The sequence below is a fragment of the Kitasatospora sp. NBC_01302 genome (assembly GCF_035976515.1).
Classification (GTDB): Bacteria; Actinomycetota; Actinomycetes; order Streptomycetales; family Streptomycetaceae; genus Kitasatospora.
In genome coordinates, this window is record NZ_CP108404.1 from 2480933 (window position 1) to 2507426 (window position 26494).

General features: G+C 70.5%; 25 protein-coding genes and 2 pseudogenes. 13 read left to right on the plus strand and 14 right to left on the minus strand.

From position 1 onward, the window contains the following. Position 1 precedes the first annotated feature (1 nt). On the minus strand, positions 2-1483 hold the full coding sequence (locus tag OG294_RS10380) for an amidase (protein ID WP_327066178.1): 1482 nt from the start codon (positions 1481-1483) through the stop codon (positions 2-4). 253 nt (positions 1484-1736) lie between these two features. On the opposite strand from OG294_RS10380, the gene OG294_RS10385 reads away from it, so the two are divergent. Next, positions 1737-2240: a MarR family winged helix-turn-helix transcriptional regulator gene (locus OG294_RS10385; protein WP_327066179.1), complete on the plus strand. Its 504-nt coding sequence runs from the start codon at positions 1737-1739 to the stop codon at positions 2238-2240. A 34-nt stretch (positions 2241-2274) separates the two neighbouring features. Here OG294_RS10385 and OG294_RS10390 read toward each other — a convergent pair whose 3' ends face one another. Next, the gene (locus tag OG294_RS10390) at positions 2275-2904 is read right to left on the minus strand and encodes a DsbA family oxidoreductase (RefSeq protein WP_327066180.1); all 630 of its coding nucleotides are present in this window, start codon (positions 2902-2904) and stop codon (positions 2275-2277) included. Positions 2905-3331: 427 nt separating this feature from the next. On the opposite strand from OG294_RS10390, the gene OG294_RS10395 reads away from it, so the two are divergent. Then, positions 3332-3985 (plus strand): ScbR family autoregulator-binding transcription factor, encoded by a 654-nt coding sequence (locus OG294_RS10395; protein ID WP_327066181.1) that lies wholly within the window; start codon positions 3332-3334, stop codon positions 3983-3985. Positions 3986-4079: 94 nt separating this feature from the next. Here the strand turns inward: OG294_RS10395 and OG294_RS10400 are convergent, their stop codons facing one another. Then, positions 4080-7664: an Ig domain-containing protein gene (locus OG294_RS10400; protein ID WP_327066182.1), complete on the minus strand. Its 3585-nt coding sequence runs from the start codon at positions 7662-7664 to the stop codon at positions 4080-4082. A 470-nt stretch (positions 7665-8134) separates the two neighbouring features. Between OG294_RS10400 and OG294_RS10405 the strand changes: the two genes are divergently transcribed. Both OG294_RS10405 and OG294_RS10410 read left to right on the plus strand, forming a co-directional pair. Then, positions 8135-8671, plus strand: coding sequence for a hypothetical protein (locus OG294_RS10405; protein ID WP_327066183.1), 537 nt, complete (start codon positions 8135-8137; stop codon positions 8669-8671). Between the two features lie 126 nt (positions 8672-8797). Then, positions 8798-9247, plus strand: a complete 450-nt coding sequence (locus OG294_RS10410; protein WP_327066184.1) for a MarR family winged helix-turn-helix transcriptional regulator — start codon at positions 8798-8800, stop codon at positions 9245-9247. Positions 9248-9320: 73 nt separating this feature from the next. Here the strand turns inward: OG294_RS10410 and OG294_RS10415 are convergent, their stop codons facing one another. From OG294_RS10415 to OG294_RS10425, 3 genes are all read right to left on the minus strand, one after another. Next, the gene (locus tag OG294_RS10415) at positions 9321-10538 is read right to left on the minus strand and encodes a CobW family GTP-binding protein (RefSeq protein WP_327066185.1); all 1218 of its coding nucleotides are present in this window, start codon (positions 10536-10538) and stop codon (positions 9321-9323) included. Positions 10539-10674: 136 nt separating this feature from the next. Beyond that, positions 10675-11250 (minus strand): hypothetical protein, encoded by a 576-nt coding sequence (locus OG294_RS10420; RefSeq protein ID WP_327066186.1) that lies wholly within the window; start codon positions 11248-11250, stop codon positions 10675-10677. Positions 11251-11283: 33 nt separating this feature from the next. Further along, entirely contained in the window at positions 11284-11901 is a 618-nt protein-coding gene (locus OG294_RS10425) for a PadR family transcriptional regulator (protein WP_327066187.1), read from the minus strand. Between the two features lie 104 nt (positions 11902-12005). On the opposite strand from OG294_RS10425, the gene OG294_RS10430 reads away from it, so the two are divergent. Further along, positions 12006-13208, plus strand: coding sequence for an FAD-dependent oxidoreductase (locus OG294_RS10430; protein ID WP_327066188.1), 1203 nt, complete (start codon positions 12006-12008; stop codon positions 13206-13208). A gap of 13 nt (positions 13209-13221) precedes the next feature. Here OG294_RS10430 and OG294_RS10435 read toward each other — a convergent pair whose 3' ends face one another. After that, a complete protein-coding gene (locus OG294_RS10435; protein ID WP_327066189.1) occupies positions 13222-14673 on the minus strand; it encodes an amidase in 1452 nt (483 codons plus the stop codon). A gap of 140 nt (positions 14674-14813) precedes the next feature. Then, complete coding sequence (locus tag OG294_RS10440) at positions 14814-15359, minus strand: TRADD-N-associated membrane domain-containing protein (protein WP_327066190.1); 546 nt, start codon at positions 15357-15359, stop codon at positions 14814-14816. A gap of 643 nt (positions 15360-16002) precedes the next feature. On the opposite strand from OG294_RS10440, the gene OG294_RS10445 reads away from it, so the two are divergent. Continuing rightward, positions 16003-17793, plus strand: a complete 1791-nt coding sequence (locus OG294_RS10445; protein WP_327071492.1) for an APC family permease — start codon at positions 16003-16005, stop codon at positions 17791-17793. Positions 17794-17924: 131 nt separating this feature from the next. Here OG294_RS10445 and OG294_RS10450 read toward each other — a convergent pair whose 3' ends face one another. From OG294_RS10450 to OG294_RS10475, 6 genes are all read right to left on the minus strand, one after another. Further along, positions 17925-18632: an aminoglycoside phosphotransferase gene (locus OG294_RS10450; RefSeq protein ID WP_327066191.1), complete on the minus strand. Its 708-nt coding sequence runs from the start codon at positions 18630-18632 to the stop codon at positions 17925-17927. A 135-nt stretch (positions 18633-18767) separates the two neighbouring features. Next, positions 18768-18890, minus strand: a complete 123-nt coding sequence (locus tag OG294_RS10455; RefSeq protein WP_327066192.1) for a hypothetical protein — start codon at positions 18888-18890, stop codon at positions 18768-18770. Positions 18891-18995: 105 nt separating this feature from the next. Further along, the gene (locus tag OG294_RS10460; RefSeq protein WP_327066193.1) at positions 18996-19124 is read right to left on the minus strand and encodes a hypothetical protein; all 129 of its coding nucleotides are present in this window, start codon (positions 19122-19124) and stop codon (positions 18996-18998) included. A 444-nt stretch (positions 19125-19568) separates the two neighbouring features. Further along, positions 19569-20081 (minus strand): NUDIX domain-containing protein, encoded by a 513-nt coding sequence (locus OG294_RS10465; protein WP_327066194.1) that lies wholly within the window; start codon positions 20079-20081, stop codon positions 19569-19571. 324 nt (positions 20082-20405) lie between these two features. Next, entirely contained in the window at positions 20406-20600 is a 195-nt protein-coding gene (locus tag OG294_RS10470) for a hypothetical protein (RefSeq protein ID WP_327066195.1), read from the minus strand. Beyond that, the gene (locus OG294_RS10475; protein WP_327066196.1) at positions 20600-20902 is read right to left on the minus strand and encodes a hypothetical protein; all 303 of its coding nucleotides are present in this window, start codon (positions 20900-20902) and stop codon (positions 20600-20602) included. Before OG294_RS10475 ends, OG294_RS10470 begins: the two co-directional genes overlap by 1 nt. A gap of 107 nt (positions 20903-21009) precedes the next feature. Here OG294_RS10475 and OG294_RS10480 point away from each other — a divergent pair, with 107 nt between their 5' ends. From OG294_RS10480 to OG294_RS10510, 7 genes and pseudogenes are all read left to right on the plus strand, one after another. After that, the gene (locus tag OG294_RS10480; RefSeq protein ID WP_327066197.1) at positions 21010-21570 is read left to right on the plus strand and encodes a Scr1 family TA system antitoxin-like transcriptional regulator; all 561 of its coding nucleotides are present in this window, start codon (positions 21010-21012) and stop codon (positions 21568-21570) included. Positions 21571-21613: 43 nt separating this feature from the next. Then, positions 21614-22131, plus strand: a pseudogene (locus OG294_RS10485) (winged helix-turn-helix domain-containing protein); the annotation flags it as partial. 592 nt (positions 22132-22723) lie between these two features. Continuing rightward, positions 22724-24193, plus strand: coding sequence for a group II intron reverse transcriptase/maturase (ltrA, locus tag OG294_RS10490; RefSeq protein ID WP_327065651.1), 1470 nt, complete (start codon positions 22724-22726; stop codon positions 24191-24193). Positions 24194-24297: 104 nt separating this feature from the next. Beyond that, positions 24298-24852, plus strand: a pseudogene (locus OG294_RS10495) (transposase); the annotation flags it as partial. Positions 24853-24888: 36 nt separating this feature from the next. Then, positions 24889-25203 (plus strand): Scr1 family TA system antitoxin-like transcriptional regulator, encoded by a 315-nt coding sequence (locus tag OG294_RS10500; protein WP_327071493.1) that lies wholly within the window; start codon positions 24889-24891, stop codon positions 25201-25203. After that, a complete protein-coding gene (locus OG294_RS10505) occupies positions 25200-25412 on the plus strand; it encodes a DUF397 domain-containing protein (protein ID WP_327066200.1) in 213 nt (70 codons plus the stop codon). The genes OG294_RS10500 and OG294_RS10505 overlap by 4 nt, the downstream gene beginning before the upstream one ends. 191 nt (positions 25413-25603) lie before the next feature. Beyond that, positions 25604-26452 carry a helix-turn-helix transcriptional regulator gene (locus tag OG294_RS10510; RefSeq protein ID WP_327066201.1) on the plus strand — a complete coding sequence of 283 codons (849 nt, stop codon included), beginning with the start codon at positions 25604-25606 and terminating at the stop codon, positions 26450-26452. Positions 26453-26494: the final 42 nt, after the last annotated feature.

Here is a 26494-nt window from a genome sequence, read left to right on the forward strand (position 1 = left end):
GCTAGCTCTCCGATCGCAGGTGGGCGAGCGCCGGCAGGCGGTCGGCCCAGGGCTGGGCGGTTTCGAGCTCGGCCGCCAGGGCGAACAGGGTGGCCTCGTCGCCGAAGCGGCCGGTGGCGTGCACCCCGATCGGCAGCCCGGCCTCGGTCCAGTGCAGTGGGACCGACATGGCGGGCTGGCCGGTCAGGTTGGCCAGCGGGGTCTCGTGGCAGAACTCGATGGCCCGCATGAGCTGTTGATCGGGACTCCCGATCGCGAAGGTGCCGAGCTCCGGCGCCGGCCAGGCGGTCACCGGCGACAGCAGGACGTCGTAGGACTGGTAGAAGCCGGCGATCGAGCGGGCGGCGCGTTGCAGGGTGCCGACCGCCAGCAGGTACTGGGAGGCGCTGAGGGTGCGGCCCTGCTGGTAGAGCTGCCAGGTCAGCTCCTCGAACCGGTCCGCGCTCGGGATCCGGCCGCTGAGCTGGGCGTAGGAGGTGATCGCCGAGGAGACCCCGGCGGCCCACAACACCAGGAACGGGTCGACCAGTTCGGCGAAGGCGACCTCCGGCGCGGCCTCGCCGACCTGGTGGCCCAGGTCCGCGCAGAGCTTGGCCGCGTCCAGCACGGCGGTGGCGCAGGCCGGGTCGAGCGGGCCGGTGCCGGGGCGGGTGGTGTAGGCGATCCGCAGCGGACGGTCCGGCCCCTGGCGGACCGCCTGGGCGAACCGTCCGGCGATCGGCGGCGCCCAGTACGGGTCGCCGGGGGCGGGCCCGGCGATAGCGTCGAGCACCGCCGCGCTGTCCCGCACCGAGCGGCTGACCACGTGCTCGGCGGCCAGGCCGTTCATCAGGTCGCCGACGGCCGGCCCCAGCGGGGTGCGCGCCCGGGTGGGCTTGAGGCCGAAGACTCCGCAGTTGGACGCCGGGATCCGGATCGAGCCGCCCGCGTCGTTGGCGTGCGCGACGGGCACCAGGCCCGCCGCCACGGCCGCCGCCGCGCCGCCGCTGGAGCCGCCCGCGCTGCGGGTCGGGTCCCAGGGGTTGCGGGTCGGGCCCTGGGCGACCGGTTCGGTGGTGGGCAGCACCCCGAACTCGGCGGTCCTGCTCTTGCCGAGCACCCGCAGCCCGGCGGACCGGAAGCGGTCGGTCAGCTCGCTGCCCTGGCGCGGCGTGAAGCCGGCCAGGAACCGCGATCCCATGGTGGCCTCCAGGCCGGCCACGGTGGGCCCGAGGTCCTTGAGCAGGAACGGCACGCCGTGCAGCGGGCCGGTGCGCTCCTTGGTGCCTTCCTTGGCGCGCTGCCCGGCGGCCCGTTCGGCTCGGGCCGCCTCGGCGAGCGCCTGGTCGAAGGCGGTCACCGCGAGCGCACCGAGCCGTCCGTCGTACCGCTCGATGCGTTCGACGGCGTACCGCAGCAACTCGCTCTCGGTCAGCTCGCCGCGGCGGACCAGGTCCGCCTGGGCGTGACCGTCCAGCTCGCGCAGACTCTCCGGGGAGGACATGCCGTCACCCTTCAGCTCGACTGATAGCTTTCAATAAAGCTTTCGAAGAAGATGCTAGCTCGCCGATCCCGGGGCGGCAACCGGCCGCCGACCGCCTGATACGGGTGGTGTTGTGGGGGTAGATGAGGATTTGCACCCTCAGCAGAAAGGTTCTTCGAAACCTTTTTTGATGGGAAGATCGGGGGAATACTCCCCGCAGCCGTCCGGCGACGGCATGATGAGGGGTGCGCCGCACCGCAGCAGAAGGAGAGAGATGCCCGACACCGAACGAGCCGGCGGCCCCGCGGCCCTGGACCGGCTGGCCCGCCAGGCCGCCCGGCTGGCGCAGCTGGTGAACGCCGCCACCCAGGCGGCCGCCGTCGAGGCCGGCCTCACCCACGCCGACGCGGACGTGCTGCTGGCGCTCTACCGGGCACACGAACACCGGCTGCGGCCCACCACGCTGGCGGCCGGCTGCGGACTCTCCTCGGGCGGGACGAGCAACATCATCAACCGCCTCGCGCAGGCGGGATACGTCAACCGCGAGGCCAACGCCGAGGACGGGCGCAGCTCCTGGGTGCAGCTGACCGAGGAGGGGCGCGGGCTGGCCGGGCTGGTCACCGACACGGCGGCGGCCGAGCACGCCCGGCTGCTGGAGCGGCTGCCCGAGGGCATCGCGGAGGCGCTGGCGGCGCTGCTGGACACGGCGGTCGGGCAGTTGGAGGCGGCGGCCGGGCAGCCCGCAGGGCGGGCGCTCAGCGGCAGCCGGGCGCGCTGAGCGGCCGCACGCCTCACCGCCGGCGCGGCGCCGCTCAGCCCAGCAGGACGGCCTCGGACGTGGCCACCGGGGCGGCCGGGGCGGTGAGTTGCGCGCGGGTGAGCAGCCGGTCGAGCTGCGCCAGGTCGGGCACCCCCTCGATCCGGCGGTCGCCGATCACCGTGGTCGGCGTCAACCGGACCGGGCCGTGGCCGCAGCCCGCGACCAGTGCCGCGCGGTGCCGGTCGGCGTAGTGCTCGGAGCGCACGGCCGCACGGAACTCCGGCCCGGCGAGCCCGGCGCGCTGCGCCGCCGCGGTCAGCACCTGCGGGTCGCCGAGGTCCAGCCCGGCCACGAAGCGGGCCGCGAACACCTCGTCGCCGTAGGCCTCCGCGCGCCCCTGGTCCAGGGCGAACTGGTAGCCGTGGAAGGCGAGTCGGTAGTCGCTGGCCGGCGCGGGCTGGCGCTCGGAGACGGTCACCCCGAGGCGCTCGGCCAGCGGTCGCACCCCGTGCCGCCACACCCGGGCCGACGGCACCGGGTCCCAGGACTGGCCACCCTGCTTCTCGTGCGGGTGCCAGCGCAACGTGGCGCCGTGCGAGGCGGCCACCGGGGTCAGCAACCGGCGGGTCAGCATACTCAGCGGGCATCGGTAGTCGAACCAGGCTTCGATCGTGATGGCCATTCGAGGGCACGCCTTCCCAGCTCAAGAAGTCACGGTATGCGGGTGGTGGCCGCGGCCCGGCCGCTGTGCCCCGTGTCCGGCCGCCCGTTCGGCCACCACCGGCGAGACATGGAAACATACCTCTCCAGCGGCTTTCAAGGATCCTCCGGGGCTTTCCCCGCATCCTCGAAATCCTTCCGTGACAGGCGAGGTGAGAGGGCGTCAGGCATGGAAGATGTACAACTGCGGACCACCTGCTGACTGGCCGTCAGACTCGCTGTCGGCCACCGATCGGGCCCGAGAGGGGGCGGTGGTACCGTACGGACGCGTCGGTTTTGTTTTCAAGCGTCACCACTCGGACGAGGCCTGGCCCCCGCTGCTCCCCACTTGAACGCCGCCGACCAGCACCGCCGACACCGCGCCGGCACAGCCCGGGAAAGGGGCGACTGTGGCCAAGCAGGACCGAGCGATCCGCACCCGCCGGAAGATCCTCGAAGCGGCCGCCACCGTCTTCGAGCAGCAGGGCTACCAGGCCGCCACCATCGCCGAGATCCTCAAGGTGGCCGACGTGACCAAGGGCGCCCTCTACTTCCACTTCCAGTCCAAGGAAGACCTCGCCCGGTGCGTGCTCGGTGAGCAGCACTCCGCCGCGCTCCATCCGCAGAGCGTCAAGCTGCAGGAACTGGTCGACTCCACCGTGGTGCTGGCCCACCGGCTGCGCACCGACCCACTGGTGCGGGCCGGCGTCCGGCTCACCCTCGACCGGCAGACCGACGGCCTGGACCAGCGCGGCCCGTTCGAGGAGTGGAGCCGGCGCAACCGGGAGATCCTCGAAGCCGCCGCCCGCCAGGGCGAGTTGCTGCCCCAGGTGGACCCGGCCGAGACCGCCGAGCTGCTGGTCGCCACCTTCGCGGGCATCCAGCTGATGTCCTTCGCGATGAGCCGCTACGAGGACCTGCCGCACCGCCTCTGCGTGCTGCTCCGGCACCTGTTCCCCAGCATCACCGTCCCCGCCGTGCTGACCTCGATGGACTTCACCCCCGAGCGCGCCGCCCGGCTGCTCGCCGAACACGCCGCCGAACACGCCGCCGGAGCGCCTTGAGCCCGGCGGCGCGGCCACGCCAAAACAGCACGGCCGCCCGGGACCGAAGTCCCGGGCGGCCGTGCCGCGTCGGCTACCGCACCGACTCAGCGGCTCACAGCGTCGCGTAGAGCGTGAAGGGCTGGCTCACGGTGCCCGCCGCGCTCTTGGCCGTGATGGTGAGGTGGAAGGCTCCGAGCGCCAGCTCGGAACCCGAGATGGTCGCCGTGCCGTTGGCCCCGGGGGTGAACCGCAGCCCGGCCGGCAGGGTGCCGCTCTCGCTCAGCACCGCGTTCGGGAAACCGGTCGTGGTGATGGTGCAGCTGAACGGGATCAGCAGGAAGGCGGTCGCGCTCGCCTTGCTGGTGATCGCCGGCGGCTGGTCGACCGTCACCGCCAGCGCCTGGGTCGCCGCGCCCACCGGGTTGGTGGCCGTGAGCGTCAGCGGGTAGACGCCGCCGCTGGTCGCCGCCGGGGTGCCCGTCAGGCTCCCGGTGCCGTTCCCGTTGTCCTTGAAGGACAGGCCGTTCGGCAGTGCCCCGGCCACCTTCAGGGCCGGGGCCGGGTAGCCGGTGGCGGTCACCGCGAAGCTGACCGGCGCGCCGGTGGTGAGGGTGGTCGAGCTCGCGCTGGTCACCGAGGGACCGGTGGCCTGCGTGACGGTGACGGTGACCTGGGCGGAGCTGCTGCCCGAGGCGTTGGTCGCGGTGACGGTCACCGGGTAGCTGCCGGCGGTGCCCGAGGCGGCGGTCCCTACGATCGAGCCGGTGCCGTCGCCGTTGTCCTTGAAGCTCAGCCCGCTCGGCAGGGTGCCGCTCGCACTGAGCGCGGGGGCCGGGTAGCCGGAGGTGGTCACCGCGAAGGTGCCCGCGGTACCGGTGGTGAAGGCCGCGGTGCCCGCGCTGGTGACGGCCGGGCCCTGGGCGACGGTCAGCGACAGGTTCTGGGTGACCGAGCCCGCGCCGTTGGTCGCGGTGACGACCAGCGGGTAGCTGCCGCCACTGCCGGCCGCCGGGGTGCCGGCCAGGGTCGCGGTGCCGTCGCCGTTGTCGGTGAAGGTGACACCGCCGGGCAGGGCGCCGCTCTCCTTGAGCGCGGGCAGCGGGGAGCCGGTGGCGGTGACGGTGGTGCTGAACGCGGCGCCGACGGTGGCGGCGGCGGTGGCCGCGCTGGTGATCAGCGGGGCGACGTTGATGGTCAGCGTGGTGGAGCCGCCGGCCGCGATCGGGGTCCAGGCGGAGAGCGTGCCGCCGTAGGACTGGCCGAAGGCCGCGCCGTTGACGGTGGTCCCGGCCGGGACGGTCACCGGGACGTCGACCGAGCCGCTGCCGGAGTCGGCGATCACCACGTTGCCGTTCTGCACCGAGGCGGTGACGGTGCCGGCCTGCTCGGCCGCGGCCCAGGCGGCCGACTGGCCCAGTGTCTGCGCGGTGCTCGCGTCGGTCATCTGGGTCAGCGGCGCGGTGTACCAGCTGTTGTACTGCGCCAGCATGTCGTTGATCAGGCTCAGGATCGTGTAGCCGTAGTCGGAGGTGACCCCGTTGACGGTCTGGGTGGCCGGGCCGATCAGGTTGGTCTGGTGCGCGTAGTTCATCCGCGGGTCGTCGGCCAGCACGTGGCCGAGCAGGATCCGGGACTCACTGGCGAGCACCGAGCTCTCGCCGGCCGGGGTGGTGGTGCAGGTGGTCGACGGGGTGTCCTCGCACTTGCCGGTCTCGGCCGGGTACAGCGAGTCGCCCATCGAGGAGCCGGTCGCCACGTAGGCGGTGTTGTACTCGCTCAGCTCGTCCGGCCAGTTGGACGCGTTGTAGTAGATGTTGCTCGGGTAACGCGGCGCGGAGGACGCGGTGTTGCTCGCCCCGGAGGCCGAGGTCCCCGAGATGGTGTAGCTCTGCGGCTGGCGCGAGGCGTCGCTGCCGAAGACCTTGATCCCCATGTCCGCCATGGACTGCGGCATGGTGGGGCTCTCCAGGCCGGAGTGCTCACCGGTGACCAGGCCGCTGGGGCTGAAGTTGGTCAGACCGTTGTTGGCGGCGAAGGCGTCGTCCAGGCCGATCTCCTGCTCGATGCTGGAGTCCGGGTTGGCGCTGGTGGCCGGCAGCCAGGCAGCGGCCGAGGAGCAGCCGATGCCGGGGTCGGTGGCGGTGGGGAAGGTGCTGGTGCTGCCCGGGCCGCCGCCCGGAGCGGTGGCCCCGGTGTCGGTGAAGGAGTAGCTGCCGGTGGCGCCGGTCGGGTCCTCCTTGACCTGGCCGACCAGGCCGAAGCTGGTCGAGCCGGCCGGGGCGCGGTAGATGTCGTAGCCCCAGAAGCCGGTGCCGCCGAAGTACTCGGACTCCAGCTTGGCCAGCGAGGGGCCGCCGCCGTTCGGGGCGTCCGGCCAGCTCAGCGAGACCGAGCCGTTCGCGCCGACGGTGACCTGCTGCGGGGTGGAGGGCTCCGACTCACCGTAGGCGGTGGCCGCGGTGACCTCGTAGCTGTAGCCGCCCGCCGCCAGCGATCCGCCGGTGCCCGCGGTCGGCGCGTTCGCCGGCTGCGGCCCGCCGACCTGGCAACCCAGGTACATGTGCGACCAGGTGTGCGTGATCCAGTTGAACGAGGCCTGCTGCTTGAGGAGTTCGTTGACGAAGGCCGCGTCGTTGGGGTAGCCGCTGTCCACCGTCTGCCCCGGGTCGGTGAAGGTGTTGCCGTTCACCGTGGTGCTGCCCGAGCAGTTGGCGCCGGACGTCGTGGTGCTGCTGGGCGCGGTGCAGGCGCCGATCGCGTTGAACGCGAACTCCAGCTTGATGCCGGTCTGCTGCTCCCAGTTGGCCACGTAGTCGACGTCCGCCGCGCTCATCTGGACGTCCGGCGGACCGTCGGCCGCGTTGCCGCCGACCCCCTGCGGGCAGAGCACGTCGTTCGGGTCGGTGGCACCCGGCGTGCACTGGTACTGCCGGCTCCACTCGTTGTCCGAGATGAACATGTCGTCGATGTCCTGACCGAAGTAGTTCCGGTACAGGCCGAGGTGGGTGTTCTGGGTGACCCAGTCGATCAGCCCGGGCGAGAGCAGCAGCCAGGGCAGCATGGTCGAGTTGTAGTCGAAGGTCAGCGACAGCTCGGACACGCCCGCCTGCGCGTCGGTGCTGGGGTGCTGGTAGACGGCGGCCAGCGTCTGGCCCGCCGGGTTCTCCAGCCACGGGGTCACCGGGGCGCCGGCCACCGGCGTGGCCGGGTAGCCGTAGGAGCCGGACTCGAAGGGCACCGGGCCCTTCAGCTCGGGGAGTTGGGCGAGCGCCGGGGCCGTCAGCTGTGCGGTCCCGGTCACCGTACCGGAGCCGGCGGCGGTCAGGCCGAGCGAGGCCGAAGGGTACATGTAGCCGTCCAGCTGGCGCACGCCGAAGCTGGACTCGTAGCTGTCCAGGCCGCCCAGCTGGCCGGCGGCGAAGAAGGTGGGCGAGTCGGCGATCACCACGCCGTTGTAGTAGCCGTGGGTCCCGCTGGAGAGCGCGGGCAGCGTCACGGTCTCGCTGCCGATCGCCCCGGCGGCCGTCACCAGCGTGTACGGCACACCCTCGGTGTCGAGCGCCTTCTGCCAGGCGGTCGTGGTGGGGTCGTCCGATCCCCCACCGACCAGCAGCACCTTCAGATCAAGCTGCGGCGGCGTGGCCGCGAGGGCCGGCACCACGGCCTGCGTGGTCGCTGCCAGGGTGAGCGCGGCCACCCCTGCAGCGAACCATCGCGCTCCTCGTTTCAGCAAAGTTCCCACCCCACGTGAGTACGGTCTTTCGCCGACCTGACGGTCGGCCACCACAGCATCGTGGGGCGAGACTTCGACGAGGGGAGATATGACAAATTTAAGGGTGAATATTCATTTAGAGGGTCCGCCGGTAGGGGGCCGGAGAAAGGAGCGCCCGCCGCGTCAGCGGCTGATGTCCGCAGTGGGCCGAGTCTGGGCGGCGCCGACGAGGGAGTCCATGCGGAGCATCGGCGACTGAGGAGAAGCCGTCCAGGCGAGAGCCCGGGCGTCGCGACGCCGGCCCCCTACCGGCGGACCCTCTTAAGCAGTGGACGTGGAGCCCACAGGGTGTAGGCAGGTCCATGCCGCCTGGTAAGTATGGGTACGTGCGCTTCGATCTCGTACCCATGCCGCCGACCGTCCGGGACCGACCGCGGGACAACCGCGGCTACCCTGTGCCCGCCATCACTCCGTGGGAGGAGGGGCAGCCGCAGTTCGCGCTGACCGACTACGGACGCAGTGCCGACTGCGCGCGCGAGCGGCTCTGCTCGGTCTGCAACACGCTGATGCCGCGCGGACCGGTGTGGCGGGTGGTCGGGGCGGGCGAGAGCGCCGCGATCGGCGAGGCACTGGCGGCCGGGCGGCTGTACCGCAACATGGCCCCGACCCTGGAGGGGCCGGGGCACCGCGCGTGCATGCTGTACGCCTCGATGGTCTGCCCGTACCTGGCCAGGCCCAACGCGCGCCGGAGCCTGACGGCGGAGCAGCCGGACGAGCTGACCGGGCACGTCGTGCGCGGGGCGGTGCGCGGGGTGCTCGGTGCGGTGGTGGGGTTCGGCGACTACGAGTTCGCGGTGACCGGGACCAACGTGATGTTCCGCTTCCTCGACGTGGTCGAGTACCTGCCGCACGACCATGCGGATGCCCACCTGGCTGAACTGCGCGCCGAGTTGGCCGCGAACGGCGGTGGGCCCGTCCGGCCGGCCGACTGAACGGGCCCACGAGGCACGGGGGCTCGGCTCTCAGCCGTGGGACCCCGAATCGCGAGGGAATCGCAAGGGGATGGTGAAGGAGTGTTGAACGTGCGAAGCGTGCGCAGCGCACGCTACTCTGGAGCCATGGAGAACGACGTGGGCCGGGAGATCGCCGATGCGCTGGGGCTGCTGCTGCGGCGCACCACCCGTGAACGCCTCTACCGCGGCCTGACCGAGGGCCTGGGCGAGGGCGTGGACGAGCTGACCTACCCGGTGCTCAGCGGTCTGGCCCGGACCGGCCCGTGCAGCGCCGCCGAGCTGGCGCCCGAGGTGGGGCTGGACCGGTCCGGCGTCACCCGGCGCGCCTCCCGCCTGGAGGACGCGGGCCTGGTGCGCCGCGAGCCCGACCCGGCCGACCGGCGGGCGGCCCTGCTGATCCTCACCGAGCAGGGCGAGGCGGTGGTGGCCGAGAGCCGCCGGCGCCTGGCCTCCCGCATCGAGGCCGCCCTCGGCTCCTGGCCCGCCGCCGAGGCCAGGACCTTCGCCCACCAGCTGCACCGCTTCGTCACCGACGGGCCGTTCGCAGCCGACTAGGCACCGGGGGCGGCGGCCGGATCGGGGCGCCGGGGCGGACCGCCGGGCAGGATCTCGGGCTCGGGGCTGCCGGTCAGGAGACCGGGTCGAGCAGGCCCTCGAAGGCGTCGGCGAGTGCCTTCCAGCCCGCCTCGCCGCCCACCAGCTCGGCGTCCGTGAGCAGGCAGGAGTCGAGCAGCCGGACGATCCCCTCGGCATCCAGGCCCGCGGCGGTGAAGGCGAGTTGCTGCACCCGGTCACCGTGCAGGGGATGCCAGTCCAGGGCCGCGGCGGCGCGGCGGCTGGGCGGGTAGAGCTCCCAGGCGGCGTCCGGCAGGCAGGTGAGCCACGGGCCGCACTCCTCCACCGCCAGGCTGGCCCCGGCCGCGTCCCAGGCCAGCAGCTGGTCGGGCCGGTTGGCCAGCCAGAACCGGCCCCGGCTGCGCTGGGCGGCCGGGACGAGCCGGTTCAGCGCCTCGTACAGCCGGGCCGGGTGCAGCGGGCGGCGGCGTTCCCAGACCACCGTGGCCACACCCGCCTCGTCGCGCTCCTGCGGCAGCAGGGCCAGCGCCGGATTGACCCGGTCCCGGGCGGCGGGCACGTCGAAACCGGCGAGCGCGGCCCGGATCAGCTCGCCGGTGGCGAGCCGGACGATGCGCGCGGTGGGGTGCAGTTGCCGCAGCATCGCCAGTGCGGTCCGCCGCCGGGGCGCGTCACCGCCCTCGGCTCCCGCCCGTGGCACGGCGAGCGCACCGGCGTACTCGATCTGGTGGGCCAGCGCCTCGGCCCGGGTGCGGGTGTCCTGGGCACAGCCCTGCAGACCGTGGGCGCCGAGTTCGTCCGGCACGGAGAGGTCGGCGACCAGGTGCAACGGGTCCACCACCGTGATGACACCGGCGAGTTCGATCACCTCGTGCAGCGGGCGTCCGTCCACCTCGCCCTCGGCGATCAGCTCCACCGCCGGATGGGGATCACTGGCGCCCCACAACTCCACGATCGCGAGCCCGTGTTGACCCCGCTCGGCGATCCGCAGCAGCTCGGGCAGCAGGTCCTCGCGCAGCGCGCAGCAGGGGCAGTCATTGGTCAGCGGAACCGCCGTCGGGGCGAACTCGCCCCCGCCGTCCCGGATCCGCCGGTACACGATGCCGTCGGTGGCGTCCCGCAGGTCGTGGTGGAGGACGACGGCCTCGACGCAGCCGTCGAGCAGTTCGAGCACGGCCTGGCGGCGCCGGGCCGCGTGCAGGCCCGCGACCACCACGACCGGCAGTCGAACGGCGTCCATGGCGTCAGCGGTCGGTTCACTTTCGGACATGGCAGGACTCCGGATGCTGGGTGTGGATGTGCATGCCGCCAGGGCGCGACGGGGCGCGACGACCCCGGCAGCACGCACTTTACCCTAGATGAAAACGACTTTCATTATGCTTTCGCGCCAGGACTCCCGGGCTGCTCTAGCGGACCTCACCCGTCAGCACGTCCGCCGCCCAGGCCGCCAGCCGTTCCGCCACCGGACCGGCGCCGTCCAGCACCCGCCGCACGAACGCCTCCCGCTCGTGCGCCAGTACCGCCGCCTCCCACACGCACGGCGCCAACCCGGCGCGCCCGGGCCGCAGTTGATCCGGCTGCCCGGCGGGCCCGGTGAAGATCGCGAGGTCCGACATGTACCCCTCGATCCAGCTGTGCACCAGCACGTAGTCACCATCCCCACCGGCGTGCACGATCAGCACCCCCAGCCCGAGCGACCCCCGGGCGGCGGCGCCGGCCAGCTGCCCGCCGGCGATCGCCACGATCGGCTCCAGCTCGCGCTCGGCCAGCGTGCGCTCGGGCGCCTCGATCACATAGAGCTTCACCAGGTGCCCGGCGACCTCCCGAACGCCGACGAACCGTACGGCGCGGGCATGGTGGCCCGCCGCGAGGGCGAGGAGGGCGGATCCGTCCACGGCGGCGGGGAGCGGGTGAAGGTACTCCCCCGGTGCCTTCTCTGCCGCCTTCTCTACTGCCTGCTCCACTGACTGATTCTCGATCATGCCGCCATCATCGTCCGCGAGTCACGGGCGCTGCTAGGGGGTTTGGGCCTCGCTGGCGGCGGCGACGGCGAGCAGTTCCTCGGCGCTCCAGGCGAGGGCGCCCGAGCGGAGGTCCGCGATGACCGACTCCAGCCAGCCGACCTCGGCCCTGGCGACCGTGAGGCTGTACTCGGTCTCCAGCAGAGCGACCCGGGGGACACCGGACTCCGCGGTCTCGGCCAGCGCGCGCTCCAGCGCGGCCCGGGTGCCGCACACCGAGGCGAGGCGGGCGGCCAGGGCCTCGACGATCTCGTCCGGGGTGAGCAGCATCAGATTGGAGAGGGCCACGGGAAACTCGGGGAACTCCTGCTTGGGCGAGCGGAGCATGTCCAGCAGCCAGGTGCGGGTGGCCCGCCGACCCGCCTCGGTGAGCTCGTAGACGGTCCGCTCCGGATACTGCTGGTCGCGCCCGGTCTCGCGGACCGCGATCAGGCCCGCCGTGAGCAGCCGGTCGATGGTGCGGTACAGGCCGGTCCGCTGGCCGACGTTCACCACCTGGTCCTTGCCCCACTGCTTGAGCAGCCGCTGCATGCCGTACGGGTGCAGCGGCTTGAAGTGCAGCAACGACAGGACGGTCAGGCCCATGGGCGAGCTCTTCACGGCGGTACTCATGCCCTGATGTTACCCACTGCGGAACTAGTTGCACTGAAACTAGATTCAGTGCAACTATGGAGAGGTCGGCGGACAGCCGACCCCGAGAGGAGAGGGACGAGACCATGGCAACGGAGATCAAGAAGGCGCTGGTCATCGGCGGCGGAGTCGCCGGCCCCGTCACCGCGATGGCCCTCCAGCAGGCCGGCATCGAGGCCACCGTCCACGAGGCGTACACGGAGACCGCCACCGGCGTCGGCGCCGCCCTCGGGCTCGCACCGAACGGGCTGGCCGCGCTGGACGTGATCGGCACCGGCGACCTGGTGCGCCGGCTCGGCGACCCGATGGACGCCATCGTGCTGCAGAGCTGGAACGGCAAGCAGCTCGCCTCGTTCGGCAGCCCCGGCCGGCTGGAGCCGACCCGGCTGGTGATGCGCAGCGACCTGTACCAGGCGCTGTACGCGGAAGCCCTCCGGCGGGGCATCCGGATCGAGCACGGCAAGCGGCTGATCGGCGTCACGCAGACCGCGGACAGCGTGACGGCGGAGTTCGCCGACGGCTCCACCGCCACCGGCGACCTGCTGATCGGCGCCGACGGGATCCGGTCCACCGTGCGCGGCCTGATCGACCCGGCCGCCCCGCAGCCACGGTACGCCGGGCTGCAGGGCTTCGGCTCGATGAACGCGCAGGCCGGCCTGGTGCCGGACACCGGTGGCAAGATGTACATGACCTTCGGCAAGCGGGCCTTCTTCGGCCTCCAGGTGATCAACGGGAGCGCCGTCTGGTTCGTCAACCTGCCGTGGGCCGAGCCGCTCACCCAGGCCGAGGCGGTGGCACGCGGCGCCGAGCGGTGGCTGAAGGAGTTGGCAACCGCGTGCGCGGGCGACCGCACCCCGGCCGCCGAGCTGATCCGCCGCACCGATCCGGCCCAGCTGCTGATCACCGGCCCGATGGAGAACATGCCGGCGGTCCCGCAGTGGAGCCGGGACCGGATGGTGCTGGTCGGCGACTCCGCGCACGCGCCCTCGTCCAGCTCCGGCCAGGGGGCGTCGCTGGCCATCGAGAGCTCGGTGGAACTGGCGCGCTGCCTCAGGGATCTGCCGCTGCGTCAGGCCCTCGCGCGGTACGAGGAGCTGCGCCGCCCGCGGGTCGAGCGGATCATCAAGGCGGCCGAGCGGACCAACAGCAACAAGGCGGCCGGCCCGGTGGCCCGGGTGCTGCGGGACGCGCTGATGCCCCTCGGGATGAAGCTCATCAGCCCGGAGAAGATGGCCTGGCAGTTCGAGCACCGGATCGACTGGTCGGCCCCGGCCGCGGCCACGGCCTGACGATCGGTGCGGCCTACTCCGGTGCCCGGAAGCCGCCGATCTCCTGCTCCAGCAGTTCGGCCAGCCGCAGCGGGGTGCGGTCCTCGAACATCGGGCCGATGAGCTGCACGCCCACCGGCAACCCCTCGGGAGACCGGCCCGCGGGCACCGCGGTGGCGGGCAGGCCGGGCATGGTGGCCGCACCGGCCCAGACGAGCTGGTCGAAGTACGGGTACTCGACGCTGTCGATGTCGAGCCGGCGTCCCAGCGGATCGGGGTTGTGGTCGTGCGGGAACGCGGGAGTCGGCGTGATCGGACACACCACCACGTCGAACTCGGCGAAGAGCTGCCGCCAGCCGTGGCGGTGGAGCTCACGGCGGCCGTTCGCCTCCATCCAGTCGCGGTGGCTGAACAGCATGCCGCGCAGCCGGGTCGCGTCGAGACTCCGGTCGTCCGTGCTCAACGCGGCGGCCCGGGAGCGCAGTTGCTCGTACGCCTCGACGGGGAAGCGGGCCACGGAGCCCGAGAACAGCAACTGCGTGTAGAGCGTGGCGGCTTCGGCCAGATCGGGCAGCAGCGGGCTGTGCCGCTCGACGCGGGCACCGGCGCCGGTGAGCGCGTCGGCCACCCGGTTCACCCCGGCCCGCACCGCGGCCCCGGTGGGGATGAACGGATGCTCCTCCAGCACCAGCACCCGGAAGTCGCCGAGCCGCTCGTGGCGCGCGGGCGGCAGCGTCACGTCGTAGGCCACACCGTGCGTCAGCGGATCCGGTCCGGCCATGACGTCGAGCAGGAGGGTGAGGTCGCGGGCCGTGCGCGCCATCGGACCGACGACGGCGAGGTCGAGGTCGACGGGCAACACCGGTGCGTCCGGCGGGACCATGCCGCGGCTCGCCGCCAGCCCGAGGCTCGGCTTGTGCGCATAGACACCGCAGAAGTGTGCGGGCGTGCGCAGCGAACCGGCGAGGTCGGAGCCGATGGACAGCGCACCGAACCCGGCCGCCAGCGCCGCCGCCGACCCGCCGGAGGAGCCGCCCGACGTACGCGTGTGATCCCACGGGTTGTTGGTGGTGCCGTAGATCGCGTTGAAGCTCTGAATATCCTGCAGCCCCAACGGCACATTGGTCTTGCCCAGCACCACCGCGCCCGCGGACCTGAGCCGCGACACCTGCACCGCATCCTCGGCCGGCACGTGGTCCCGGTGCTCCGGCATGCCCCAAGTCGTGGTCAGCCCAGCCACGTTGTAGGACTCCTTGACCGTCACCGGAACCCCGAGCAGCGGGTGCTCCTCGCCACGGGCACGTGCCTGGTCGGCCGCGTGGGCGGCAGCGCGTGCACGGTCGAAGTCGGGGACGCAGATGGCGTTGATCGCCTTGTCGTCGCGCTCGATGCGGGCGATCGCCTGGTCGGTGAGTTCCACCGAGGTCACGTCGCCGGCGCGGAGGGCGGTGATGAGGTCTTCGGCCGAATGAAGGTTCCAGTCCATGCGGTCGACCGTAGCGAGGGGTGAAACAGGCCACGAAATACCAATTCGCGCAACGGGCTATCCGTACTGGTCGGTCCCCCGCGCTGTTGTTCGGCGTGCAACTGGTCGGCCATCAACTCCGCTGTGGTGACAGGGCGGCGCTAGGACGCGGGCGGGGTCGGCTCGATCTCCGGCGCCGTGCTGCCAGCCGATGGGAACACTCGGTTCGTGACCTCGTCCGGTGTCGGGGCCAGTCCGAGGGACTGCATCGCGCTGAATGACCGAAGCCGGTCCCGCGCGACCGGATCGTCAATCCGGTCGATCAGCGCGAGCACCTGTTCACGGGTGAGATCAGCACGCAGTTCTTCGCTGACGCGCTCGGCTTGGGCAGTCAGGTGCTTCCGTGATCGATTCGCGTGGACGGCGAAGGCTCCGCCACAAGTACCGATCAGAACGCCGCCCAGGCTGGTCATCAGCGCAGCAGCAGTTCCAGCCGACGCCCCGTGACGCATCAGAGCCAGTACACCCCCACACAGCAGGACGATCGCCCCGGCTGACATGAAGATCACGCTCAGCCTGAAGGTAGTCTCGCCTTGGCTGAGCGCCTGGCGAAGGAAGTCGGAGAGGAACTTCTGTCGCGGGTCCTCAGCCGGAGCCGGAGCCGGAGCCGGCACCAGGGCGTGACTGTTGATGAAGACGTTCTGCACTCCACCGCTCTGGGAGATGGCACCCGTATGTGAAATGCCGACTTGTCCTGGTGGGGCAGTAGTCCACTCCACAGCAGGCGGTCCCTCAACTGTGCGGTCCTGGTCATCTGGCATGAGTCCCCCTCATGGAACAGGCCGAGCACTGCGGCGAGCCTGACTACAACTACCGTAGCGACCGGCCTGAGCGGGCGTGGCGGAAACTACGCGACCAAATCCATCCGGGGCCGGAATGGACGGACGCGGCCCTGCTGGTACCCGGCCTGATCGCTGCGGGTCACACTCCCGGCCAGGCCGACTGCGTGGCCCGACAGGTACCGGCCTACCGCGACGCGAACCCCGCGCGGCTGGCAGTCTTCGCCCGGACCATCCACGGTTCTGGGCGAGCCGTACCGCTGACGACCCGCTGCCACAGCGGGCGCGGCTCACAGAAGCGGCCGAGCAGTGGACGCGTCTGCACGGCTGACGGAATGGGCGGCTTGAGGCGACCGGTCGTGGCGCCAGGAGTTTGCGCATTTTTGCGCGTTCCGGGGGCAGGCGGCGAACCAGTCGGCTGACCGCGCGTCAGTCGCGCGCCGGTCCCCCACGGCGCACTAGCGTCGCCGTCAGCACGGCGAAACGATGACGGGAAAGGACGGTGGTGGCGATGCCCGTGGGCGGCAAAGAGCGCGATCGGCTGACGGTACCTCAGGGGTTGGCCGCGCTCTCGCTGGATGCGCTGGCGTCCGTCGCGTACGGGCCCGAGGCGATCGTGGTGGTGCTGGCGGTGGCCGGGAGCGAGGGGCTGCGGTACACGTTGCCGGTGACGGTGGCGATCGTGGTGCTGCTGGCGGCGCTGACGTTCTCCTACCGGCAGGTCATCGCCGCCTTTCCCAATGGCGGCGGCGCCTACGCGGTGGCGGGGCGGCACCTGGGGCGGCGGGTCAGTCTGGTGGCCGCGGCCTCGCTGATCATCGACTACGTGCTGAACGTCGCGGTCTCGGTCTCGGCGGGTGTGGCGGCGCTGACGTCGGCGTTCCCCTCGCTCTACGGCGACCGGGTGTGGTTCTGCGTGCTGGTGCTGGCGCTGATCACCGGGGTGAACCTGTACGGCATCGCGGAGTCGGCCAAGGCGCTGATCCTGCCGACGGTCGTCTTCGTCGTCGCGGTCTTCGCCGTGATCGTCGTCGGCCTGCTGCGCGCACACCCGGTGACCGAGCCGACGCACCCGGGCCCTGCCACCCAGACCGTCGGGCTGCTGCTCCTGCTCAAGGCCTTCGCCTCCGGCTGCGCGGCGCTGACCGGGGTGGAGGCGATCGCCAATGCCGTACCGACCTTCCGCACCCCGCGGGTGCAGCGCGCGCAGCGCACCGAGATCGCGCTCTGCGGGCTGCTCGGGGCGATGCTGATCGGGCTGTCGGTGCTGATCGGCCGCTTCCATGTGGCGCCGAACAGCACCAGGACGGTGCTCGCCCAGCTCACCGAGGCCTCGCTCGGCCACAACATCGGCTTCTACGTCGTGCAGTTCAGCACCGTGGCGCTGCTCGCGCTGGCGGCCAACACCTCGTTCGGCGGCATGCCGGTGCTGACCTCGCTACTGGCCCGTGACCACCACGTGCCGCACATCTTCGCACTCCGCGCCGACCGGCAGGTCTACCGGCACGGGGTGCTGGTGCTGGCCGGTGCGGCGCTGGTGCTGCTGGTCGCCGCGCAGGGCGACACGCAGGCGCTGGTACCGGTCTTCGCGATCGGTGTCTTCATCGGCTTCACCATCTCCCAGGTGGGCATGGTGCGGCACTGGCAGCTGGAGCGCGGTCCCGGCTGGCGCGGCCGGGCGCTGCTCAACGGTGTGGGCGCGGTGCTGACGGCGGCGGCGACGGTGATCGAGCTGATCGCCAAGTTCGGCAAGGGCGGGTGGCTGGTCTTCCTGGCGGTCGCCGTGCTGGTGCTGCTCTTCGAGTCGGTGCACCGGGCCTACCAGCGGATCGGGCAGGCGCTGCACATCGGCGAGCTGCCCGGGCCACCGCACGAGCAGCGTTCGCTGGTGATCGTGCCGGTGAGTTCGGCCAACCGGCTGACCCAGGAGGCGCTGTCGACCGCGCTCTCGCTGGGCGACGAGGTGCGCGCCGTCACGGTGTCGTATCCGGACGACGAGGGCATGCCGGGCGGGGAGCAGCTGCGCCAGCTCTGGGACCGGTGGCACCCGCAGGTGCCGCTGACCGTGCTGACCAGCCCCTCGCGCTCGCTGTCCCGGCCGATCGTGGACTACCTGCGGCGGTTGGAGGAGTCGCTGGAACACGACCAGCTGGTGGTGCTGATCCCCGAGCTGCACCTGCCGCACCCCTGGCAGCGGCTGCTGCAGAACCAGCGCGGGGTGCTGCTGGACCGCGCGATCCGGCGGCACACCGACGCGCTGATCTGCCGCCTGCGGTACCGCTTGCAGGTGCCGCCGCACTGACGGCGCACTGACGGCGTCTCTGTCGTGGGTTGCACGGTACGGGTGTTCGTGCTGATCCACCTACCCGTCAGTTCAGCACTGACAGCGAGGGCCCCGCCCATGCGCCCTGATCGACACACGGACGGGACTGGTCACCCCAACAGCGCGCGGTACCGGGCGTTCTCCTCCTCTGCATGTGTGCCGAAACGGATCGTTGCGTCGTCGGTGACCACACGTACGAATGTGCCCTTGGTGGCTTGGCCGGCGCGCTCCCACTCGGGGAACCTGCTGAGCCACGTACGGGCATCCTGGGGCTTCCAGCCGTAACCCATGAGTCGGACGGCCATCTGTGCAGCGTCCGCCCAAGCGGGCCCGATAGCCGGCATGGCCCAGTCGACCAGGTAGCCGCGCTGAGACACGATCAAGAGATTGTGCGGGTTGGTGTCAGTATGCAGCAGCGATGAGCCGTCAAGCGCTCTATAGTCCCCGGGCCCGAGAGTCTGACGGTACCGCTCAACCAGCAACGGGACGATGCCGCCCTTGGGTGGGCGACATGAACCAACACGCTTGAGCGTGTCAGCCACTACCACAGCGTCGCGAGTTTGGGGCGTGAGGTCCGCGTGCCGGCCACTCACATAGTTAAAGGCGATCAGGTGCCACCCATCGGCAACAGCTTCCCAGCGAAGCGCCGGACCCACCCGCGCGACTGCTGCGTTGACGTCAGCTTCCATGCGCTGTGCTTCCACGCCGCTGCGATCAGAGACCGGCGTACCCTTCAGAAACAGCGTCTCCGTTGCCGTTGAGAGGATGAGTGCCGTTCGGCAGGTGATCCCATCTTCCACGGTTTTTGCAGAGATCACCTCTCCTTCTCGCTCCCTGACCAATCTCCTTACTGACTGTGGGAGTTCACCCCAGGTGACATGAGGCTCCATGGCGCAATCCCTCCTGCAAGGGGGAGGGAACCCAATTGGGCGCCCTCCCCCGGATTCACGTGCTCAGCCCAGCGTGGCACCGCACTTGACGCACCTCATCTTGGCGCTCCACATCTGGTACTGGTGGTCTCCGCCCGCCGGGCAGGAGCCGCTCTCGAGGATGTGCGCCGTGATCTTGGGTCGCATGACCGTACGTCCTTTCGTGAGGTTGATGAACCTTTCGGACCCGCCCCGGCGTCCGGTCCTCGCGAGCACTGTGCGAGCCCCGTCCCGGGTGCTGAGGCGCGAGATTCAGCCGGTGCAGATCCGCACCTTGCCGGGCTCCGACCCGAGTCGTACTCCGGTCCCCCGGCAGAACGGGCAGTTGGGGTTGCCGGCGCTCTGCAGGAGAACCTTCCAGATAGCGTTCTTGTACGGCATGTGTCCATCCATTCTTGGGAGTTGGACGGGTTGCCCGTCGGCATGTCCCCGAGGGATGAGCCCACGGGCAAACCGGTGCCGGGTCAGTAGAGGATCCGTCGGCAGATGCCCGGGCAGTCGGACCCGCAGACGGGGCACCGCGGGGGCGGCGTGGCCAAGGGCACTCCTTTCATGGTGTCGAAGGGTTCGGGATCCGCCCGGCGTCGGGGAAGCAGCTGAGGGCGCCAGGAGGCTTGTTCCTGTCAGGGAGACGGAAAGGTCTGCACGATGGCACGGGCCCGTTCACACCGCGCGAGGCGCGCGTGCTCGCGTCTCAGTACGCGTTCGTCCACCAGGGCGGATCTGTCGTGCGCCGCCTTGGCCGTCTTCTGCCGCGCATCCAGCTCGTCGCAGCGCGGGCAGGGCGACGTGGGCGGTGCACAGGCATCACGAGGGTCGGCCGGCTCAGCCATGCACGCCGTCGCCGACGGCCCGGCCGTGGTCCAGCAGCGGGAGGCGGAGGCCGACTTGGGCAGCGGCGTAGGCCTGACGGATGCGCCGTTCCTGGTAGGGCACCGTGTACCCGCCGAGCTGCTCCAGGGGCACCCAGGTGATGCCGGACAGTTCGTCGGACGCGCTCGCGGGGATCGCGATGGACCCCGCTTCGGCGGGGGTGAGCGTGCCGCCGTCCACGACGATGTTGAAGCCCTCGGCGGAGCTGCCGTCGTCGCCGGCCGGGACCTGGTCGAGGGCGAGGTAGTGCGTGATCTCGCGGATCAGGCCCGTCTCCTCCTTCAACTCCCGGGCCGCCGCGTCGGAGACCTTCTCGCCCTGGTGGGCGGCGCCGCCGGGGAGGGTCCAGCCTTCCTTGTAGGTCGGCTTGACCAGCAGTACGGCTCCGGTGAGCGTGCGCACCAGGACCACGGCGCCGATACGACGGCGGGGCGGGCTCGCGGAGTCAACATCACAGTGGGCCATGGTGGTGCCTTCCTCGGGGGAAGTGCCCTGGCGGTGTTCACCAGGGCACCCCGTGTTGGTGGCCGCGCTACTGGCGGCGCGACACGGGAGTCTGTTTGGGTTCTCAATTACTTCTGGATGTACGGAAGTTGAGTCGACATCCGGATGCGGTGGAGGTAGCGCGCTGCCCGCTCGAATCCGACCAAGCAGAAGGGCAGCGTCACCAACTGGTTCTCTGGGGTCGGAATTTGCGGCCCTGGAGCAACCAATGCGCGACGGTCGCAGCAGATGCAGCGACCCGGGCGCCACTGGTGCGAGGGCGGCAGGGCAATCGGTTCGGGATCGTCAGCCATCGTGATCGGCTTGCGCGCCGGGGTCACCGCCGCGCGGATTCGGGCAGGTGGGGGCATGGGCGTCGCGCAGTCGGACGATGGCCGCGACCTGATGGGTGTTACCGGCGTACGTGCAGGCCATCGCGTCCAGGTACTGGCAACTGTCGCAGTCACCGGCGGTCCCGGCCGGGCGGTCGGGAGTGGTCACTACGCCGCGCCCTTGTCCGGGCAGTTGCTGCTGCCGCACTCGCAGAACGGCCAGTCGACCGGGGCGCGCCTGCGACCAACGGCGTCCGCCATGGTGGGGCTGTACTCGGCCAGGATCGCCGCCGATTCCTCGGGGCTGACCCGCCGGCGCGGTCTCGTCGGCGGGGCGGTGTCGGGGACGTCGACCACCAGGGCGACGGGCTGGGCGGCCGTGGCACTGTCGCTGGTACAAGTGGCCTTGATCGCACGCCCGTTCGCCTCGGGATCGCACTGCGCTTGTGGGGGCGTTCTGCGCGCACTCACCATCGCTCCTCTCCGTAGTGGTTCCACTACCAAGGATCGGCACGACCCCGTACGCTCGCTAGTGTTTTGACCTTGACAGCTCTGTCGCGTTAAGGAGTTCGACGATCTTGAGCGATAACGACGCTGCCCCTCAGTCATCTCCACACGTGCGCTTCGGCCTGGAACTGCGCAGGTCACGGCGGGCTAGGCAGTGGTCACAGGTGGAGCTTGGGAAGCGCTTGGGCTACACCGGCGCGTTCGTCTCGTACCTCGAACGAGCTAAGCGAGCTCCAACACGCGAGGTTGCTGTTAAGGCCGATGAGGTCTTCGAAACCGGGCAGAAGTTCTATGAGTTGTGGCGCAAGTACACACGCGCGGCGCTACTGGAAGGGTTCCCCGAGTTCGCGGATGCGGAGGCCAAGTGTCGCCGCCTGCGAACAGTTGGCTTGATCATCGTTCCTGGTCTGTTCCAGACACCGGCTTATGCCGCAGCTCTCGCGCACGCGGCGGTCCGACGGGGGGCCATCACCCAGACCGAGGCAGACGAACGAATCGAGTACCTGGCTGTCCGTCAAGAGCTGCTTAACCAGAAGGCGCCACCGGTTCTCCATGCAGTGCTTGAGGAGGGGTGTCTGCACCGGGCTACTGAACTTGAATGCGTGATGTCGCTCGGTTGGGTGAAGCAGTAGCGTTCGCCTGCCGGCGGAGGGACGGTCCCGGTAGTCGTGTGCTGTGAGGTATGCACAGGGCGGTGGTTTGACCGACGCGCAGAGGGCCGCGCGGGAGCGGATCCGGCAGCAGGCCGTGGAACGCTTCGAGGGCGGCGAGAAGAACAGGGACATCGCGGCCGTACTGCGGGTGAGCGTGCGTTCGGTGGAGCGCTGGCGCCGGCAGTGGCGCGAGGGCGGTGCGGCAGGTGTGGCTTCGAAGGGATCGCCCGGTCGTCCGAAGCTTTCCGACGCCCAGATCGTGCGACTGGAAAGGGAGTTGGAGCGCGGGCCGCTGGCCCACGGCTGGGAGGACCAGCGGTGGACCCTGGCACGGGTGAAGACGTTGATCGGCCGGCTGTTCCACGTGTCCTACACCGTGGAGGGCACCTGGGTCCTGCTCAAGCGGCACGGCTGGTCCTGGCAGCAGCCGGCCCGCCGGGCGATCGAACGCGACGATTCGGCGGTTGAGTTGTGGAAGAAGGACACGTGGCCGCGGGTAAAAGCGCCGCGGCGGCCCGCGGTGCCTGGCTGGTCTTCGAGTTGCGCCGTGAGGCGCTGTGATTCGTGTGGAGGTGAGAGACCTTCACCGCCGACCTGTCGTAGCAGGGAGGTGGAGCTGAGGGCAGCCTGATCCGGGTGATGCCGGGGAGGGCGGGAGCGGCCCTGACAAAGCCGGGACGTGCCAGTACTGCCAGATGGTGCGGGTCCGGCGAGCGGGATGGAGAGGAGTACGCGAGGAACCGGCGTCTTTACGTCTCTTAACCAATACACCGGCTCGAACCTGACGGATCTGGGCCGGAGGCGGTGCGCACTCGCTGTCCTGTGGCAGTGAGGAACTCCTTGACCGGTATTTCGAAGCCGTTCGGGAGGCCACGAGGAAGGTCTACGGCGTACTCGTGGCGATGCCGCAGGGACACAGTCGGGCTCCTACTCCAACGAGCGAATCGCAGTGAACACGGGAACCACCCGTTCTCAACTCCCCGGTCGTGCACGGCCAGTGCCCGGTTGGGGATAGGCACATCGACTGCCGAATGGTCCGGGTGGGGCGGAGCCGCCGTAGTACTCCGAGCCGGGGAGAGCCCGCGCACATGGGGAAGGGCGGCAGCGGTATCGAGAAGGGAAGGAGACTGCAATGCCGAAAGACGCACCGCTGAACAGCGGCGCTCCGCTGGAGGCGGACCCGGTGGGTCCACGCCAGCGGGTATCGGAGATGCAGGCCAAGCTTCACCGTTGGGCGGCGGCCGATCCCGGCCGCCGGTTCGATGATCTGTTCAACCTCGTGCACGACCCGGCGACGCTGATCGCGGCGTTCGACCGGGTCGCCGGCAATCGGGGAGCCCGCACTCCCGGCGTGGACGGCCTGACGGCCGCCGACGTCGAGGAGCGATTCGGGGTCCCCGGGTTCCTGGACGACCTTCGGGCCCAGCTCAGGCAGGGCTCGTTCCGGCCGCTACCGGTACGGGAACGCAAGATCCCCAAGCCGGGCGGGGCGGGGAAGGTGCGGCGGTTGGGGATTCCCGTGATCGCCGACCGGGTCGTCCAGGCCGCGCTGAAGCTGGTGCTGGAGCCGATCTTCGAGGCCGACTTCAAGCCGGTCTCTTACGGGTTCCGACCCAAGCGGCGGGCCCAGGACGCGATTGCCGAGATCCACTTCTACGGCACCCACGGCTATCGGTGGGTGCTGGACGCGGACATCGCGGCGTGCTTCGACGAGATCGACCACGTCGCGCTGATGGACCGGGTCCGGAGCCGGGTCAAGGACAAACGGGTACTGGCGTTGGTGAAGGCGTTCCTGAAGTCCGGTCTCCTTACAGAGCTCGGGGAACAGCAGGAGACCTTCACCGGCACACCGCAAGGGGGCATCATCTCCCCGCTCCTGGCGAACATCGCCCTGTCGATGCTCGATGAGCACCTGCACCGGGCATGGGAACCGGACGGGGAACTGTCCACCAGCTCTCGGCGCGAGAAGCGGAGCGCCAAGGGCCTGCCCTCGTGGCGGCTGGTCCGCTACGCGGACGACTTCGTCGTCCTGGTCAAAGGGGCCAGGCAGGACACCGAGGCACTGCGCGGGGAGATCGCCCAGGTTCTCGCACCCATGGGGTTGCGGCTCTCGGAAGCCAAGACCCAACTGGTGCACCTGAGCGAGGGGTTCGACTTCCTGGGGTTCCACATCCAGTGGCGCCGCAAGCGCGGAACGGACAAGTGGTACGTCTACACCTTCATCGCCGACCGGCCTCTGCGGTCGGTGAAGGCGAAGATCCGTGCCCTCACCCACAGAACGTCGCAGCAGGACCTGGCCGTGGTGCTGATCAATCTGAACAGGGTCACCCACGGATGGGCCAACTACTTCAGGCATGCCGTTGCGAAGCACACCTTCAGCAACCTGGACAACCTCGTCTGGTGGCGGGTCATCCGGCTGCTGCAAGAGCGGCATCACTGGAACTGGTCGGACGTCCGCAGACGGCTCACCACCCCCACCGGGCGGTGGCTGCCGATTAGCGCGGGCGAGATCGAGTTGCGGAAGATCAGCGCGATCCCGGTCACCCGGTATCGCTACCGCGGCAACACGATCCCCAACCCCTGGGTCACTGGGACCACCTGACGGCAGAGACCGTGGAGAGCCCGTTGCGTCGAGAGACGCACGGCGGGTTCGGCGAGAGGTCCGGGGAAACGGACCGGGAGCAATCCCGGCACCGCGCCCCGGGCCTACTCAGCGACGAAGCCGGGCAGTCGATGAGGCCGCCGCGCGCCAGGACCTGGGGCAGGCTCGGGTGCACCCCCGTCGTGCGGGTGCGGGGCAGGGGTGCCGGCCGGGTCTCCATGGCGGGGCTGAGCTGCTACAAGCCCGGCCAGCGCTCGCGGATGTTCTACAGCTTCCACGTCTACCACGGTCGCAAGGGCGAGAGGAAGGGCCTGACCTGGCAGGACTACCGGGACCTGCTGATCCGAGCACACATCCAGCTCGGCGGCCCGATCGTGCTCGTGCGGGACAACCTCCGTGCTCACCTGATGCCGCCGATGCAGGAGTTCATCCAGGCCAGCAAGGACTGGCTGACCGTCTTCCAACACCCCTCCTACGCACCGGACCTCAACCCACAGGAGGGCATCTGGTCGCTGGTCAAGCGCACCATCGGCAACCTCGCCGCCGCCGACCTCGACCAGCTCGCCCGAGCCGTCAGACGCAGCTTGAAGAAGATCCAGTACCGGCCTCACCTCATCGACGCCTGCCTCGCCACCACTGGCCTGATCATGGACGGCTGATCATCCTCAGACCGACATCACGAATTCAAGTTCAGTATCGGGGGGCACCAGGTAATGGCGGAGCAGCTGCGTCATCTTGAGGAACTGGCACAACGCCCGAACATCACAATTCAGATTGCCCCCTTCAGCCTCGGGGAGAACCTGACGTTCACCTTGCCGGTTGTGCTGCTTGACCTCCCGGACCACTCTGTAGTTGGGTACGCCGAATCAATCGCCAAGGGCCACCTTGAGCGGTCGCGCGCAGCCGTGACGGCTTGGTCCAGGGAGTACGATCACCTGCTAGTGGAAGCGCTGCCCCGGGCGCCATCCCTCGCACTGATCCGTAAGGCGCGAAAGGAAATTCAGCCATGAACGACCGCGTAGACCTGTCCGGCGCCTCCTGGTTCAAGTCGTCCTACAGTAACAACGGCGGCGACTGCATCGAGGTAGCCCCGAACTTCCCGGGCCTCGCTCCCGTCCGTGACTCGAAGAATCCCGAGGGGGGCGCCCTGATCTTCGGCGCCGACGCGTTCGCTTCGTTCGTCACCGAGGTCAAGGCGGGCACCTTCGGCACCGTCTGACCCACTCCACCACTGATCCCCTGCGTAGCCGATCGCCGCGCAGGGGCTCAGTGCTTGGAGCGGTCAGGCGATCACTGCGGGAGCACTGACGACGCACCAGCTGCGCCTTCCCGCTCCTCCCCGCTCCTACCTGGGCCGATAAGCTGTCCGAACGCACAGGGGCGGGGCCACAGGGACGGGGGCACGGGGCAGTGGAGACGACCGAGCAGCGGCGTGAGCTGGCGGCCTTCCTGCGCAGCCGGCGCGCCCGGATCAGCCCCCAGGCCGCCGGGGTGCCGTACAGCAGCGGGACGCGGCGCACCCCGGGGCTGCGCCGCGAGGAGGTGGCCTCGCTCGCCGGGGTGAGCGTGAGTTGGTACACCTGGTTGGAGCAGGCGCGCCGGATCAAGGTCTCCCGGCAGGTGCTGAACAGCCTGGCCCGGGTGTTGCAGCTGGACGCCATCGAGACCGGGCACCTGTTCCGGCTGGCCGGCGAGGTCCTGCCCAGCGACTCACCGCTCTGCACCAGGGAGCAGGTCCCCGCCCTCTACCTCTCCTTCCTCGCGCAGTTGGGCCCGCTGCCGGCCTGCATCACCAACCACCGCTTCGACGTGCTGGCGTGGAACGACGGCTACGCCACGCTGTTCCCGGGGTTCGCCGCGCTTCCGCCCGAGCGCCGCAACAACCTGGTCGTCGCCTTCGACCCGCTCTTCCGCGACCTCTTCGAGGACTGGGCGCACTCCGCGGAGCAGGCTGTCGCGCTCTTCCGGGCCCAGGCGGCGGACCAGCTGGTCCGGCCCGAGTACGCCGAGCTGGTCGGGCAGCTGTCCCAGGAGAGCGCCGAGTTCCGCGAGCTGTGGCAGCGGATGGACCTGCGGATCGGCAGTCCGGCCGCGCAGGTCTTCCGGCACCCGGCCCTCGGCCGGATCGAACTGGGGGCCGTCAAGCTCCGGTTGGCGGGCGCCGAGGCCACCCTGGTCGCCTACCAGCCGCTGGACGGCTCCGGACTGATGCCCCGGCTGGCCGAGTTGGTCGAGCGGGTCGGCGAGCCGACCCGCTGACCATCCGGCCGCCAACCGGGCGGCCATCCGAGCCGCCGCCCC

Coding starts and splice junctions, on each gene's coding strand:
- OG294_RS10380 (WP_327066178.1), bottom strand. CDS start 1,483: ATGTCCTCCCCGGAGAGTCTGCGCGAGCTGGACGGTCACGCCCAGGCG.
- OG294_RS10385 (WP_327066179.1), top strand. CDS start 1,737: ATGCCCGACACCGAACGAGCCGGCGGCCCCGCGGCCCTGGACCGGCTG.
- OG294_RS10390 (WP_327066180.1), bottom strand. CDS start 2,904: ATGGCCATCACGATCGAAGCCTGGTTCGACTACCGATGCCCGCTGAGT.
- OG294_RS10410 (WP_327066184.1), top strand. CDS start 8,798: ATGGAGAACGACGTGGGCCGGGAGATCGCCGATGCGCTGGGGCTGCTG.
- OG294_RS10415 (WP_327066185.1), bottom strand. CDS start 10,538: ATGTCCGAAAGTGAACCGACCGCTGACGCCATGGACGCCGTTCGACTG.
- OG294_RS10420 (WP_327066186.1), bottom strand. CDS start 11,250: ATGATCGAGAATCAGTCAGTGGAGCAGGCAGTAGAGAAGGCGGCAGAG.
- OG294_RS10425 (WP_327066187.1), bottom strand. CDS start 11,901: ATGAGTACCGCCGTGAAGAGCTCGCCCATGGGCCTGACCGTCCTGTCG.
- OG294_RS10430 (WP_327066188.1), top strand. CDS start 12,006: ATGGCAACGGAGATCAAGAAGGCGCTGGTCATCGGCGGCGGAGTCGCC.
- OG294_RS10435 (WP_327066189.1), bottom strand. CDS start 14,673: ATGGACTGGAACCTTCATTCGGCCGAAGACCTCATCACCGCCCTCCGC.
- OG294_RS10445 (WP_327071492.1), top strand. CDS start 16,003: ATGCCCGTGGGCGGCAAAGAGCGCGATCGGCTGACGGTACCTCAGGGG.
- OG294_RS10455 (WP_327066192.1), bottom strand. CDS start 18,890: ATGCGACCCAAGATCACGGCGCACATCCTCGAGAGCGGCTCCTGCCCG.
- OG294_RS10460 (WP_327066193.1), bottom strand. CDS start 19,124: ATGCCGTACAAGAACGCTATCTGGAAGGTTCTCCTGCAGAGCGCCGGC.
- OG294_RS10465 (WP_327066194.1), bottom strand. CDS start 20,081: ATGGCCCACTGTGATGTTGACTCCGCGAGCCCGCCCCGCCGTCGTATC.
- ltrA (WP_327065651.1), top strand. CDS start 22,724: ATGCCGAAAGACGCACCGCTGAACAGCGGCGCTCCGCTGGAGGCGGAC.
- OG294_RS10505 (WP_327066200.1), top strand. CDS start 25,200: ATGAACGACCGCGTAGACCTGTCCGGCGCCTCCTGGTTCAAGTCGTCC.